This is a genomic window from Streptacidiphilus sp. MAP12-16 (assembly GCF_041262165.1).
GTDB lineage: Bacteria > Actinomycetota > Actinomycetes > Streptomycetales > Streptomycetaceae > Streptacidiphilus.
This window is the reverse complement of sequence record NZ_JBGCBY010000022.1, coordinates 68135-81263: the sequence shown is the minus strand read 5'-3', so window position 1 is coordinate 81263 and position 13129 is coordinate 68135. Positions and strand designations below refer to the sequence as shown.

General features: G+C 69.8%; 13 protein-coding genes and 2 tRNA genes. 4 read left to right on the top strand and 11 right to left on the bottom strand.

Annotation, left to right across the window (positions count from 1 at the left end; all coding sequences use genetic code 11):
- Positions 1-56: 56 nt before the first annotated feature.
- From clpX to ABIA33_RS26430, 5 genes are all read right to left on the bottom strand, one after another.
- Complete coding sequence (gene clpX / locus ABIA33_RS26450) at positions 57-1340, bottom strand: ATP-dependent Clp protease ATP-binding subunit ClpX (protein WP_370085025.1); 1284 nt, start codon at positions 1338-1340, stop codon at positions 57-59.
- 308 nt (positions 1341-1648) lie between these two features.
- Positions 1649-2311: an ATP-dependent Clp protease proteolytic subunit gene (locus ABIA33_RS26445; RefSeq protein ID WP_370085023.1), complete on the bottom strand. Its 663-nt coding sequence runs from the start codon at positions 2309-2311 to the stop codon at positions 1649-1651.
- 61 nt (positions 2312-2372) lie between these two features.
- Positions 2373-2990 carry an ATP-dependent Clp protease proteolytic subunit gene (locus ABIA33_RS26440; RefSeq protein ID WP_370085096.1) on the bottom strand — a complete coding sequence of 206 codons (618 nt, stop codon included), beginning with the start codon at positions 2988-2990 and terminating at the stop codon, positions 2373-2375.
- Between the two features lie 324 nt (positions 2991-3314).
- Positions 3315-4712, bottom strand: coding sequence for a trigger factor (tig, locus tag ABIA33_RS26435; RefSeq protein ID WP_370085022.1), 1398 nt, complete (start codon positions 4710-4712; stop codon positions 3315-3317).
- A 429-nt stretch (positions 4713-5141) separates the two neighbouring features.
- Positions 5142-5218, bottom strand: a tRNA-Pro gene (locus ABIA33_RS26430).
- Positions 5219-5382: 164 nt separating this feature from the next.
- On the opposite strand from ABIA33_RS26430, the gene ABIA33_RS26425 reads away from it, so the two are divergent.
- From ABIA33_RS26425 to ABIA33_RS26415, 3 genes are all read left to right on the top strand, one after another.
- Positions 5383-5453 (top strand) — tRNA-Gly (locus ABIA33_RS26425).
- 68 nt (positions 5454-5521) lie between these two features.
- Entirely contained in the window at positions 5522-5983 is a 462-nt protein-coding gene (locus ABIA33_RS26420; RefSeq protein ID WP_370085021.1) for an ASCH domain-containing protein, read from the top strand.
- A 171-nt stretch (positions 5984-6154) separates the two neighbouring features.
- Complete coding sequence (locus tag ABIA33_RS26415) at positions 6155-6877, top strand: DUF6348 family protein (RefSeq protein WP_370085020.1); 723 nt, start codon at positions 6155-6157, stop codon at positions 6875-6877.
- Positions 6878-6889: 12 nt separating this feature from the next.
- On the opposite strand, the gene ABIA33_RS26410 is transcribed toward ABIA33_RS26415, so the two are convergent.
- Together ABIA33_RS26410 and ABIA33_RS26405 are read right to left on the bottom strand one after the other, a co-directional pair.
- Complete coding sequence (locus tag ABIA33_RS26410; protein WP_370085019.1) at positions 6890-7087, bottom strand: hypothetical protein; 198 nt, start codon at positions 7085-7087, stop codon at positions 6890-6892.
- A 254-nt stretch (positions 7088-7341) separates the two neighbouring features.
- Positions 7342-8499 (bottom strand): PP2C family protein-serine/threonine phosphatase, encoded by a 1158-nt coding sequence (locus ABIA33_RS26405; protein ID WP_370085018.1) that lies wholly within the window; start codon positions 8497-8499, stop codon positions 7342-7344.
- Between the two features lie 187 nt (positions 8500-8686).
- Here ABIA33_RS26405 and ABIA33_RS26400 point away from each other — a divergent pair, with 187 nt between their 5' ends.
- Complete coding sequence (locus ABIA33_RS26400; protein ID WP_370085016.1) at positions 8687-9979, top strand: GNAT family N-acetyltransferase; 1293 nt, start codon at positions 8687-8689, stop codon at positions 9977-9979.
- 49 nt (positions 9980-10028) lie between these two features.
- On the opposite strand, the gene ABIA33_RS26395 is transcribed toward ABIA33_RS26400, so the two are convergent.
- The 4 genes from ABIA33_RS26395 to ABIA33_RS26380 all read right to left on the bottom strand — a co-directional run bounded on the left by ABIA33_RS26395 (position 10029) and on the right by ABIA33_RS26380 (position 13059).
- Complete coding sequence (locus ABIA33_RS26395; RefSeq protein ID WP_370085015.1) at positions 10029-10871, bottom strand: Fpg/Nei family DNA glycosylase; 843 nt, start codon at positions 10869-10871, stop codon at positions 10029-10031.
- Positions 10872-10901: 30 nt separating this feature from the next.
- Entirely contained in the window at positions 10902-11387 is a 486-nt protein-coding gene (locus ABIA33_RS26390) for a ribose-5-phosphate isomerase (RefSeq protein WP_370085014.1), read from the bottom strand.
- Positions 11388-11499: 112 nt separating this feature from the next.
- Positions 11500-12105: a biotin transporter BioY gene (locus ABIA33_RS26385; RefSeq protein WP_370085012.1), complete on the bottom strand. Its 606-nt coding sequence runs from the start codon at positions 12103-12105 to the stop codon at positions 11500-11502.
- A gap of 318 nt (positions 12106-12423) precedes the next feature.
- The gene (locus ABIA33_RS26380) at positions 12424-13059 is read right to left on the bottom strand and encodes a DsbA family protein (RefSeq protein WP_370085010.1); all 636 of its coding nucleotides are present in this window, start codon (positions 13057-13059) and stop codon (positions 12424-12426) included.
- Positions 13060-13129: the final 70 nt, after the last annotated feature.

The following is a 13129-nucleotide window of genomic DNA, read 5'->3' as shown; positions in this document are numbered from 1 at the left end:
GGTTCGGGGGGTGGGGCTCCTCGACAGAACCTGTCCTGCGACGAAGACCGACCGGTCTAAGCCGACTTCTCGCGGCGCTCGCGCTGGGTGCGCAGGTCGCGTGGCACCAGCGTCGGGTTGACGTGCTCCAGGACGACGTCCTCGGTGACCACCACGCGGGCGACGTCCTTGCGCGACGGCACCTCGTACATCACCGACATCAGCACCTCCTCCATGATGGCGCGCAGCCCGCGCGCGCCGGTGGAGCGCTTGATGGCCTGGTCGGCGATGGCGTCCAGCGCGGTGTCGGTGAACTCCAGCTCCACCCCGTCCAGCTCGAACAGTCGCCGGTACTGCTTGACCAGCGCGTTCTTCGGCTCGGTGAGGATCTGCAGCAGCGCGTCCCGGTCCAGGTTGTGGACGCTGGTGATGACCGGGAGGCGGCCGATGAACTCCGGGATCATTCCGAACTTGACCAGGTCCTCCGGCATGACCGCGCGGAACTGGTCACTGGACTCGATCTCGTGCTTGCTGCGGATGGTCGCACCAAAACCGATGCCCTTCTTGCCGGCCCGGGACTCGATGATCCGCTCCAGGCCGGAGAAGGCGCCACCCACGATGAACAGCACGTTCGTCGTGTCGATCTGGATGAACTCCTGGTGCGGGTGCTTGCGGCCGCCCTGCGGCGGCACCGAGGCGGTGGTCCCCTCCAGGATCTTCAGCAGGGCCTGCTGGACGCCCTCGCCGGAGACATCGCGGGTGATCGAGGGGTTCTCGCTCTTGCGAGCCACCTTGTCGATCTCGTCGATGTAGATGATCCCGGTCTCGGCCTTCTTGACGTCGTAGTCAGCGGCCTGGATCAGCTTCAGCAGGATGTTCTCGACGTCCTCGCCGACGTAGCCGGCCTCGGTCAGCGCCGTGGCGTCCGCGATGGCGAACGGCACGTTCAGCATCCGGGCCAGGGTCTGCGCGAGGAGGGTCTTGCCGGAGCCGGTCGGGCCCAGCAGCAGGATATTGGACTTGGCCAGCTCGATGCCCTCGTCGCGGCCGTGCTTGCCGTTCTCACCCGCCTGCACGCGCTTGTAGTGGTTGTAGACGGCCACCGAGAGCGACTTCTTCGCCGCCTCCTGGCCCACCACGTACCCGTCGAGGAACTCGTAGATCTCTCGGGGCTTGGGCAGCTCCTCGAACCTCACCTCCGAGGTCTCTGCGAGCTCCTCTTCGATGATCTCGTTGCACAGGTCGATGCACTCGTCGCAGATGTACACGCCGGGCCCGGCAATGAGCTTCTTCACCTGCTTCTGGCTCTTCCCGCAGAACGAGCACTTGAGCAGGTCGCCACCGTCACCGATGCGTGCCACGAGGTGCTTCCCCTTCGCCAAAGGCTCCGTGGGGGCCGGAGCCTGGTCTTGGTTTCCGACGGTACTCCGTCAGGACCCCCGATCCGCCGCGTTCGGCGGTCTTCCCTCTTCCGCCCTGGGCGAATACGGCGGCGGATACGGCCGAGGTGCCGGGAGGAGACTGTGAAGCCCGTTCGGCACCACCACGCCGTTTCAGGACAGGGGCGAGTGGTGCACAGTCGGTACCACCGATGGTGCCAGGCCGGGGCCCCCGCTCCAAGAGCCGGGGGCCAACGGCCCGCGTGGTACTCGTCTCAGTGAGCCTCGGCTCAGTCGTTCAGCGAGCTCTTGCGCGTCGAGGTGATCGCATCGATCAGCCCGTACTCCAGCGCCTCGGCGGCGGTGAGGATCTTGTCGCGCTCGATGTCCTCGCTGATCTGCTGCGCGGTCTGGTTGGAGTGCTTCGACAGCATCTCCTCCAGCTGCTCGCGCATCCGCTGGATCTCGTTCGCCTGGATCTCCAGGTCGGACACCTGGCCGCGGCCGGTCTCGGTGTACGGCTGGTGGATCAGGATCCGGGCGTTGGGAAGCGCCATCCGCTTGCCCGGGGCGCCGGCGGCGAGCAGCACGGCGGCGGCGGACGCCGCCTGGCCCATGCAGACCGTCGCCACGTCGGGCTTCACGAACTGCATGGTGTCGTAGATCGCGGTCAGCGCCGTGAAGGAGCCGCCGGGCGAGTTGATGTAGATATTGATGTCCCGGTCCGGGTCCATCGACTCCAGGCAGATCAGCTGCGCCATGATGTCGTTCGCGGAAACGTCGTCCACCTGGGAGCCCAGGAAGATGATGCGCTCCTCGAACAGCTTCGCGTACGGGTCGTACTCACGGACGCCCTGCGAGGTGCGCTCGACGAAGCGCGGGATGATGTAGCGGCCCTCGGCGCGCATGTCCGTCACGCGCTCACGGGCGCTGGACAGGCTGGGGATGTTCATAACGGTGTGCCTCCGGAAGCGTACGGACTGTGGTCGTTTGACGGTCGTTGACTACGGGCGGTCAGGCGCCCGTGCCGCCGCCGCCGGGGACGTCCGCGGCGCTGTGCATGATGGCGTCGATCAGGCCGTACTCCTTGGCCTCCTCCGGTCGGAACCAGCGGTCCCGGTCGGAGTCCTTGATGATCTGCTCGGTGGTCTGCCCGCTGTGCTGGGCGATCAGCTCGGACATCCGGTGCTTCAGGCGGACCAGCTGCTGCGCCTGGATGCGGATGTCGGTCGCCGAGCCGCCGAGGCCGGCCGAGGGCTGGTGCATCAGGATCTCGGCGTTGGGAAGCGAGAAGCGCTTGCCCTTGGCACCCGCCGTCAGCAGGAACTGGCCCATGGAGGCGGCCATGCCCATGGCGATGGTCACCACGTCGTTCTTGATGTACTGCATGGTGTCGTAGATCGCCATGCCCGCGGTGACCGAGCCGCCGGGCGAGTTGATGTAGAGGTAGATGTCGCGGTCCGGGTCGGCCGCGAGCAGCAGCAGCTGAGCCGTGATCTTGTTGGCGATCTCGTCGTCGACCTGCTGGCCGAGGAAGATGATGCGCTCGTTGAGCAGACGGTTGTAGACCTGGTCACCCAGACCGCCGCCGCCGATCTCACCGGCTGCGTGGGGAGCCAGCGCCCCTGACATGTGAGGCTGGCCGGGCATCTGGAACTGGGGAGTCGTCACGTATCCACCCGCTCATTGTCTTCGGACGGCTGATCGTCCGCCGTCACTGCGTCTCTTACGAAGGAAGCTCGGTCGAAGGTCGGTAGGCGCTGACCCTGATGGACCGACAGTCACCCTGCCCCTCGTACCAAGGACCCTAACGCGCAGGCGGGGCCTGGCCATCCCCTACACAGAACTGTTCGCTGTGAGCGCAGGGTCACCATCGTGCACAAAACGACGACGAGGGGCCCGGACGCGCAGCGCGTCCGGGCCCCTCGCTCAGTACTGCCTACGGCTGCCTGCGGATCAGGGCTCGACGGTCTCGGGGGCCTCGTTCGCGGCCTTGGCGGCGACCTCGGCGGCCTCCTCGACCTCGTCCTCGTCGTCCTCGAAGTCGACGACGTTGCCCTCGGTGTCGACGACCTTGGCGGCCTCGACGACTACGGCAAGCGCCTTTCCACGGACGACCTCACCGACGAGCAGCGGCACCTGGCCACCCTCGACGACCTGCTGGGCGAACTGGTCCGGGGTCATGCCGGAACCGGCGGCGCGGCGCAGCAGGTGCTCGGTGAGCTCCTCCTGGCTCACCGCGAGCTCCTCCTTGGACGCGATCGCGTCAAGGACGAACTGGGTCTTGATGCCCTTCTTGGCCTGCTCGACGAGCTCGGCCTCGAACTCCTCGGCGGTCTTGCCCTGGAGCTGGAGGTAGCCGTCCAGGTCGATGCCCATCTGCGGCAGCTGGTGGTGCTCCAGGTTGTGCTTGCGGGTCTCGACCTCGTCCGCGAGCAGCTTCTCCGGGTACGGCATGTCGACGAGCTCCATGAGCTTGTCGAGCACCCGCTCCTGGGCCTGGGTGGCCTGGTCGAACTCCTTCATCCGGACGAGCCGCTTGCGGGAGTCGTCCTTGAGCTCGTCCAGGGTGTCGAACTCGCTGGCGAGCTGGGCGAAGTCGTCGTCCAGGGCCGGGAGTTCCTTCTCCTGCACGGTGGTCAGGCTGACCGTGACCTCGGAGTCCTTGCCCTCGGCGGTGCCGCCCTTGAGCTCGGTGGTGAAGGTCGCGGTGGCGCCGGCCTCCAGGCCGGTGACGGCCTCGTCGATGCCGTCGAGGAGGCGGCCGGAGCCGATCTCGTAGCTGACGCCGGTGGCGGTGCCGTCCTCGGGGACCTCACCGTCGACCTTGGCCTCGAGGTCGACCACGACGACGTCGCCGGCTGCGGCGGCGCGCTCGACGGTCTTGAGCGAGGCGAAGCGGTCGCGGAGCTGGTTCAGGCTCTCCTCGATGTCCTCGTCGGACACAGCGATCGGGTCGACCTCGACCTCGATGCCGGTGAAGTCCGGGAGGGTGATCTCCGGGCGGATGTCCACCTCGGCGGTGAACTTCAGGTCGCCGCCGTCCGCGATCTTCTCGATGCCCTCGAGGTCGCTGATCTCCGGCTGGCCGAGGACGTCGATCTTTCCCTCGTCCACGGCCTGGGTGTAGAAACGCGGCAGCGCGTCGTTGACGGCCTCTTCCAGCACTGCGGCACGGCCGAAGCGCTGGTCGATGACGCGAGCCGGGATCTTGCCCTTGCGGAAGCCCGGAACCGTGACCTGCTGGTTGATCTTCTTGTACGCCGCGTCGAGGCTGGGCTTGAGCTCCTCGAAGGGCACCTCGACGGTGAGTCGAACCCGGGTCGGGTTCAGAGTCTCCACGGCGCTCTTCACGGTTGGGTCTCCTTGGGGGCTTGCGGTCGGGGTGTCCGCCGGGCCAGAGGTGGGAGCCTGCGGCACGGCGAGACGGGAGATAGGTCAGAGGCGACATCGCCCGCCGGGTGGATCGGACGGTGAGCTCGCTCCTCGCCCTCGGGCGGTCGGCCTGAGCTGCAGATCCCGAGGGACATGCCACGTGGACAACCGCCAGCGGTCCATCCTACCGGTACCACAATCTGCATTGGTCCCGGCGAGGACCAGGAAGGCGACGTAGACCACCCCGACGGAGGCGGCGTCAACGCGGAACCGATGGCCGACGGACGGCGGCGCGAGGTTGACGATCGACGGGTCCGCCCGGCCGGACAAGGACCCGGACAAGGACAGAGCCGCGCATCCCCTCCGCTCGGGACGGGGATGCGCGGCTCTGTGACCTGGCTGCTGTACTGGTCGGGGTGACCGGATTCGAACCGACGACCTTCCGCTCCCAAAGCGGACGCGCTACCAAACTGCGCCACACCCCGCGCCGCCCACTCTCTGGACGACACGTAGCGTACATGCTCATCACCCGGCCCCAGCCGGTTTTCCCCCGCGTCCCCGCGATCTTCCGCGACACCGTCAACCGGTGTGCGTCCGCCCGATCCGGTCCGCTAGGCTGTGCCCCGAACGTGCTGCACCGGCGCGCTCTGCGGGCGTAGCTCAATGGTAGAGCCCTAGTCTTCCAAACTAGCTACGCGGGTTCGATTCCCGTCGCCCGCTCACACGACTGAGGCCCAGGTCAGGAAAATGATTCCTGACCTGGGCCTCAGTGTCGTTAGGGTCGCCGGGTGACTACCGATCCCGCTCCCGCCGCGTCCGTGGACGCCTCTTCGCTGCCCAAGGCCGAGTTCGCCTTTCCCGGACCGCTGCGCGACCAGCTCGTCGCGGCGATCCTGGACGGGTCCAAGACCTCCACGACTGGGCTGGTCGCCGATTACGAGCACGGCCAGGAGGCGCTGCCCGAGGTCGGCCGGCGCGCGGTGGTGGTCGACTCCGACGACCGTCCCGTCGCGGTCATCGAGGTGACCGGTGTGCGCGTGGTGCCCCTGAACGAGGTCGACATCGCCCACGCCCGCGACGAGGGCGAGGGGCACACCACGGTGGCCGAGTGGAGGAGGGACCACGAGGAGTTCTGGCACGGCGAGGAGATGCGGCAGGCGATGGACGATCCCTCCTTCACCGTGCAGGACACCACCCTGGTGGTCCTCGAACGCTTTCGACTCGTCATCGACCTTCGCACCGCCCGCTGACCGACCTGTGCCACGGACCCGGTAGGGCACTCGTAGGGGGTGACGGAGGGGAGTCGAACGCCGGTACCCTCCCGGGGACGGTGAAAATGTTCACCGCCCCTACACAATTGGAGATTCCCCGTGCGCGGGCCGCAGCGGCTGAGGGTCATACAGCGCAGCATCGTGCGCGAAATGGCGTGCCTGGGACTGGAGTTCCAGATCGACGGCGGGATCGTGCGGGGGCCGGGGACGACCGCTGTGGCGGTGCGCGAGCACGGGGGCCACGGCAGCGGGCATGTCGACCTCGGCTACGCGCTGCGGCTTGGTGAGGGCGAGGGGCCCGTGGTGTGGGACTGCACCGCTGGCCTGGGTCGCACCGAGGAGGAGCGGCTGCAGAACGCCGTGCGGATGTGGCGCACCACGACCGCCTCAGCGGTGGTGGAGCTGCTGGAGCGGCGCGGGCTGCACGGGGACCACTTCGCGCCGGGGGCCGTCGGCGGGGTGGCCGGATGGCATGCCGTGCAGGGGCCGGCCTGCGTGTTCGGTTTCCGCAGCGGGCCGTTGGGCGACTGGGTGGCGGAGCACCAGCTGCTGCCGGCCGTCGCCGACGCGGTGCTGCCGTACCTCACGGAACCCGCGCTGAACGGCGTGAAGTTCTTCTTCGGCGGACGCGCAGACGACGAGGTCTCCGAGGTACGGGTCAACGGCGAGCCGGTCGCTGCCGCGTCGGCGGCGCTGGGGCGACTGGCCTGGCCGCGGGGTGAGCGGCTCGCCTGGGCACGCTGTTTCGTCCTGCTGGCCGCCGATCCGCTGAGCCTCGGCGCGGGCGGCGCGACGCCGGGGCCCGTGTCGGTACCCGACACGGTCGCCCCGCTGACGTCGTCGGCGATGTTGCGGCGCTGGCTCTGGCGTTGAAGCTGAGGCCTGCTACTTCGTCAGGTTGTTGATGGTGGTGGCGACCTGGTCGAGAAAGCTCTGGATCGGTGTCGCAGCTGACGTCTTCGCAAGGAAGAAGCCGAACAAAGCCGCGAGAATCGTATAGCCGAGCTTCATGCTCTTGTTCCTGATGAACACAATCAGGAGAATGCCCAGCAGGACAACGGCGGAGACAGAGAAGGTTGTCACTCGGTTCCACTTCCTCGTTCCAGACGTGCTCGGGGCCCGGGCCACCCGGCAGGCCGGTCCGCCGCGCCGATCTCCGGCACTGCCCCCTCCCTCCCCACGCCCGACCATCAGTGTCTCCGGAGCGACCCGCTCCGTAAAGCACTTCTGGGAGACAGCTCACCAGGTGATCCTTATTCGGCCGAGTTTGGCCGAAGAGCGGCGAGAGATCTTGGTGAGGATGGTACAGGTGTGACTAACTCTGCACTGCAGCGCGGTCATTCACGCCAGATCAGCAGCAGTGCACGATCGTCGTTGAGGTCCTTGGCGACGGTCTCGATGAGCCGCCAGGCGGTGCCGGAGAAGGTCGAACCGATGAGCCGGTCGGCCTCGCCCATGAGCCTGTCCATGCCCTCGGAGAGGTCTCGCCCGGGAGCCTCGACCATCCCGTCCGTGCAGAGCATCAGGACGTCGCCGCGCGCCAACCGCCCGCGCAGTCCGGTGAACTTCGCGCCGTCGACGATGCCCAGCAGCGGGCCCTCGGCCTCCTTGGTCTCCCAGTGGCCCGCGCCCATGCAGCGCTGCATACCGGGAAGGTGCCCGGCCGAGAGGAGTTCGTACTCGCCCGTGTCCAGGTCCAGGACGAGGTGGACGGCGCTGGCGAAGCCCTCCTCCCATTCCTGGCGCAGCAGATAGCCGTTGGCGGCGGGGAGGAAGTCGTGCGGCGGCAGGGAGCCGAGCAGGCCGCCGAAGGCGCCGGAGAGGAGCAGGGCGCGGGAACCGGCGTCCATGCCCTTGCCGGAGACGTCCGCGAGGACCGCCTCCAGCACGCGCTTGCCGTCGCCGGTGCGGGCGGCGACGAGGAAGTCACCGGAGAACGACTGGCCCCCGGCCGGGCGCAGGGCCATCTCGGCGTGCCAGCCGGCGGGCAGGTCGGGGATCTGCGACTGCACCTTGAGGCGTTCGCGCAGGTCGAACAGCATGGTGCCGCCACCGCGCCACGGCACCCCGACGCGACTGCGGAGTTGGGCGAGCAGCAGGCCCGCCGCGCCGACTGCGCCGACGACCAGCACGCAGCCAGGAGTGACCCGGCCGGGACCCCCGCCGAAAGGGCCGAGCAGTGCCGACTCGACCCCGAGCGCGGAGGCCGCAGCGGCGTAGAGGAGGACCAGGCTGCTCGGGCGGAGCAGCAGGGCTCCCGCGAGCACCGGGACGACCAGTGCGGTCGGCGGGCACCACAACGGCGCCATGAGGGTCGCCAGGGTGATCAGAGGGATGAGGAGGAACAGCCCGCCGAAGGCGAACCAGTCCGAGGCATCACCGCGAAAGTAGTCGACGGCGGATCGGCGCAGCCTCCGGCGGGCCCGGTTGAGCGCCCTGCGCCCCCGTGCCGTGAGAGTGTCCCGAGGGAGTGCCTCGGCCGATCCGCCTGCCATGCCCGCTGACCCTACCGAGCGCGCGTGCCGCGCGTCGACGCCGGACCGAGGGAAGAGACGGAACGGGGCGCGCGGGGGAAGGCGCGCACGGCGGCGCGGAACAGGGCGTGCAAGGGGCGCGTGTGGCCGGATGCAGGGGGCGGAAAATCCGGTCGCGTCGGCGAGTCGTTGTTGATAGAGAGAGCATATGAGCGAACCGTCCTCCTCCCCTGTGTCCGCTGTGCCCGCTGTGCCCTCCTCATCCGTTGGTCTCGAACTGCGGACGATCACCGCCGAGGAGTGGAGCGCCTGGTACGACATGCTGGAACGGGCCTTCGGCGGTATGCCGGAGTCCGCCGAGGAACGGGAACTGTGGCAGGGACTCACCGAACTGGACCGCTCGATCGGGGTGTTCGACGGGAAGCAGCCGGTGGCGGCGGCGGGCGCGTTCAGCTTCCGGCTCGCGCTGCCCGGGGGCGTGCCGCTGCTTCCGACCGCGGGCGTGACCATGGTGGGAGTGCTGCCGACGCACCGGCGGCGGGGACTGCTGACGAGGATGATGCGGCACCAGCTGGACGACGTGCGTGAGCGGGGCGAGGCGGTGGCAGTGCTGACGGCGTCGGAGCCGGGCATCTACGGGCGGTTCGGGTATGCCGTGGCGGCGGCGCAGATGCGGGTGGCCATCCCCCGGCACCGGGTGCGGCTGGATTCGGACCTCGGGCGGGATCTTCGGCTTCGGCTGGCCGATCCGGCGGAGGCTGTGGCGGGCTGCGAGGCGCTGTACGAGCGGGTCGGCCCGGCACGACCGGGGTGGGTGGCCCGCCCGCCGGGGTGGGAGCGGCAGCCGCTGCTCGACCCGCCGTCGGAGCGCGGCGGTCTGACGCCGCTGGGCTGCGTCCTGGTGGAGGACCCGGAAAGCGGGGGCCTGCTCGGGTACGCGCGCTACGCGGTGAGGCCCGACTGGGAGTTCAGCGGCCCGAGCGGGACGGTCGTGGTGCACGAGGTGCTGGCCGCCACGCCGGCGGCGTACGCGGCACTCTGGCGGTTCCTGCTCGACGTCGACCTGACGGACACGGTGACGGCGCGCAACCTGGCGGTGGACGATCCGCTGCTGCATCTGGTGTCGGACGTGCGGAGGTGCGAGGCGCACCTCCGGGACGGTCTGCACGCCCGACTGGTGGACGTGGGGGCGGCGCTGGCGGCGCGGCGCTATGCGACGCCGCTGGATGTGGTGTTCGAGGTCAGCGACCCGTTCTGCCGCTGGAACGAGGGCCGTTGGCGGCTCAGCGGCGACGCGGACGGGGCGGTGTGCGCGCGCACGACGGACGCGGCCGACCTGCAACTGACGGTGCGTGAGCTGAGTGCCGCCTATCTGGGCGGTTTCGCGCTGAGTGCGCTGGCGGGCGCGGGGCGCGTCCAGGAGTTGCGCGCCGGGGCGCTTCCGGAGACGTCGCGCGCCTTCGCGAGCGACATCGCGCCGTGGCTGCCCCGGGGGTTCTAGGGCTGGACAGGCACCGCACGCCCTGGATGCCCTGCATGCCCTGCACGCCTTAAGGCCGTCCCCCGTGGGTGCTGGGCGGCTGGCAGGTCGGGCACCAGAAGAGGTTGCGGGAGGCATGGGTCTCGGTACGGACCGGCGTACCGCAGACCAGGCAGCGCTGGGCGGCGCGGCGATAGACGTACACCTCGCCGCCGTGCGCGTCCTCGCGGGGGGCGCGCCCCATCGCCCGCGGAGTGTGCTCGGGGCGGACGGTGTCGATCCAGCCGTTCTGCACGCCGGCCCGCATCAGGTCGACGAGGTCGGTCCAGACGGCGTCCCACTGGTCGCGGGTGAGCTCGCGGCCGGGGAGGTGGGGGTCGATGCCCTGCCGGAACAGCACCTCCGCGCGGTAGATGTTGCCGACGCCCGACAGCACCTTCTGATCCATGAGCAGGGCGGCGATGGTGGTGCTGCTGCGGCTGATGCGCTGCCAGGCCGGCATCGGGTCGCCGCCCAGCCCGTCTGCGGGCCTGAGCGGGTCGGGGCCGAGCCGCTGCTGGACGTCCTTCTTGTCGAAGCTGCTGATCAGCGCGCAGGTGGCAGGCCCGCGCAGGTCGGCATAGTGCTCGTCGGTGGCTATGCGCAGCCGGATCTGGCCGGTGGGGGCGGGCGCGGGGCCCTCGCCCAGCCGGACCTTGCCGTAGAGGCCGAGGTGGATGTGGATCCAGCCCACGTCGCGGAAGCCGAGGAACAGGTTCTTGCCGTGGGCGTCGGTAGTGGTGAGGGTGCGCCCGTCGAGGCGCATCGCGGCGGGCGCGAAGGGGCCCTGCGGGCTGGAGACGCGCACGGACTCGCCGCCGAACACCTTGCGGTACTCGGCGGCGAGGCGGTGGAGGGTGTGGCCTTCAGGCATCGGCTCTGGTCGTTTGATCGGTCCTGCGCGTCAGCCCTGGGGGTGGTGGGCCGGGACCGGCGGGAGCTCGCCGGTGGTCTCGTACTCGCTGATCATGTCGATGCGGCGGATGTGGCGCTCGTCCTGCGAGAACGGGGTGCCCACGAAGACCTCGACGAACTTGGTGGCCTCGTCCAGGCTGTGCATCCGGCCGCCGATGCTGATGACGTTCGCGTTGTTGTGCTCGCGGCCGAGCGAAGCCGTCTCGACGCTCCAGGCCAGGGCGGCACGGACGCCCTTGACCTTGTTGGCGGCGATGGCCTCGCCGTTGCCGGAACCGCCGATGACGATGCCCAGCGCCTCGGGGTCTGCGGCGGTGCGCTCAGCGGCGCGGAGGATGAACGGGGGGTAGTCGTCCACCGAGTCGTAGATGTGCGGACCGCAGTCGACGGGCTCGTGCCCGGCACTGCTCAGCCACTGGACGAGGTGCTGCTTGAGTTCGTATCCGGCATGGTCGGATCCCAGGTACACGCGCATGGTCGCCAGTGTGGCACGAGGCGACGCCCGGCTGCCCGTCAGCCCTCCGGCGGCCCCCGCCCCGTGCCGTGCTGTCGACCCAGTGCCGTGCTGTCCCTGCCGTGCCGTGCTGTCAGGCCTTTCGGCCGACGAGCTTCCAGGCGGCGGGGAGCAGACCCGTCGCGAGGGCGACCTTCAAAGCGTCGCCGATCAGGTAGGGGTAGAGGCCCAGCGAGGCGGCCGTGCCGAGGGAGACGTGCAGGGACGCGGCGAGACAGGGGACGCCGACGGCGTAGATGGCGAGGTTGCCGAGCACCATGGCTCCGGCCGTGCGCAGCGGGCTGCGGTCCGCGCCGCGGCGGGCGAGCTCACCGACGAGGGCGGCGGCGACGACGAAACCGATGATGTAGCCGAAGGTCGCCCCGGAGCCGGAGCTGCCCTGTGCGAACCAGGGCAGCCCGGCCAGGCCCGCGAGCAGGTACAGGGCAAGGGAGGCGGCACCGCGGCGGGCGCCGAGGGCGGTACCGACGAGCAGCGCGGCGAGGGTCTGGCCGGTGACCGGGACCGGCGAGCCGGGAACGGGCACGGCGAACTGGGCGGCCAGGCCGGTGAACGCCGCGCCGCCGAGGACCAGGGCGAGGTCGCGGGCGTGGCCGCGGGCCCGGGTGGAGGCGGGGAGGAGGTCGGCGAGGACGGTGCCGGGGCGGACGGTGCGCACAGCGGCGGTGGCGAGGCTCATGGTTCTTCTCCGCGGGGGCGGGCCTGGGGAGGCGTGGGCGGGACGGTGGTACGGACGCGGGTCGTGCGTGCCGGCGGGCGCTCGTGAATGCTTGTTAACGCCTGTGAACCTATCGGCTGCAACCGGTGCGTGCGTATGGCGATCCCGACAAAAGGGCAGCTCAGTGCGTTGGATGCTTGACGCAGGACGGCGCACCGTTCTTCCTGCTCCAGTCCCGCTCCCGCTCCGAGTCCCGATCACACCGCGGCCCCCGCACGGTGATCCGTACGGGGGCCGCGACGCGCAGTGCGGACCTGACCGGCTCGCCTGCTGGCCCGCTCAGTCGAAGGACGGGCCCGCCGTGCGGGTGCGCTTGATCTCGTAGAAGCCGGGGGTAGCGGCCACCAGCAGGGTGCCGTCCCACAGCCGGGCAGCGGCCTCGCCGCGCGGAGTGGGGGTGACCACCGGGCCGAAGAAGGCGACCTGCTCGCCGTCCGGACCGGGAACGGCGATCACCGGGGTGCCGACGTCCTCGCCGACCAGGGTGATGCCCTCCTTGTGGGAGGCACGCAGGGCCTCGTCGTAGTCCGTGGAGTCGGCGGCCTCGGCCAGCTCGACCGGCAGGCCCGCGTCGGCCAGGGCGGCGGCGATGGTCTCCTTGGTGCGCGGCTCGCCCTGCAGGTGGAAACGGGTGCCGAGCGCGGTGTAGAGCGCGCCGAGCACCTGGTCACCGTGCGCCTGCGCGGCGGCGATGCAGACCCGGACCGGGCCCCATGCCTCCTTGAGGAACTCGCGGTACTGCTCCGGTATGTCCTTGTCCGAGTTGAGGACGGCGAGGCTCATCACGTGCCAGCGCGTGGTCACCGGGCGCTGCTTCTCGACCTCCAGCATCCAACGGGAGGTCATCCAGGCCCAGGGGCACAGCGGGTCGAACCAGAAGTCAGCGATCACGGGAGTGCCGAGCGAGTCGGACATGGGGTTCCTCCAAGGCGCACAAGGCGCATAGCCGTAGCCGCGGTGTCCGCGTGCGTCCAGCCGAACACGT

Bases quoted from the DNA above. Each gene is read 5' to 3' on its own strand.
- ABIA33_RS26390 (WP_370085014.1), bottom strand. From the start codon at position 11,387: ATGCGCGTGTACCTGGGATCCGACCATGCCGGATACGAACTCAAGCAG.
- ABIA33_RS26405 (WP_370085018.1), bottom strand. From the start codon at position 8,499: ATGGCAGGCGGATCGGCCGAGGCACTCCCTCGGGACACTCTCACGGCA.
- ABIA33_RS26440 (WP_370085096.1), bottom strand. From the start codon at position 2,990: ATGTCAGGGGCGCTGGCTCCCCACGCAGCCGGTGAGATCGGCGGCGGC.
- ABIA33_RS26415 (WP_370085020.1), top strand. From the start codon at position 6,155: ATGGCGTGCCTGGGACTGGAGTTCCAGATCGACGGCGGGATCGTGCGG.
- ABIA33_RS26380 (WP_370085010.1), bottom strand. From the start codon at position 13,059: ATGTCCGACTCGCTCGGCACTCCCGTGATCGCTGACTTCTGGTTCGAC.
- ABIA33_RS26385 (WP_370085012.1), bottom strand. From the start codon at position 12,105: ATGAGCCTCGCCACCGCCGCTGTGCGCACCGTCCGCCCCGGCACCGTC.
- ABIA33_RS26395 (WP_370085015.1), bottom strand. From the start codon at position 10,871: ATGCCTGAAGGCCACACCCTCCACCGCCTCGCCGCCGAGTACCGCAAG.
- ABIA33_RS26400 (WP_370085016.1), top strand. From the start codon at position 8,687: ATGAGCGAACCGTCCTCCTCCCCTGTGTCCGCTGTGCCCGCTGTGCCC.
- ABIA33_RS26445 (WP_370085023.1), bottom strand. From the start codon at position 2,311: ATGAACATCCCCAGCCTGTCCAGCGCCCGTGAGCGCGTGACGGACATG.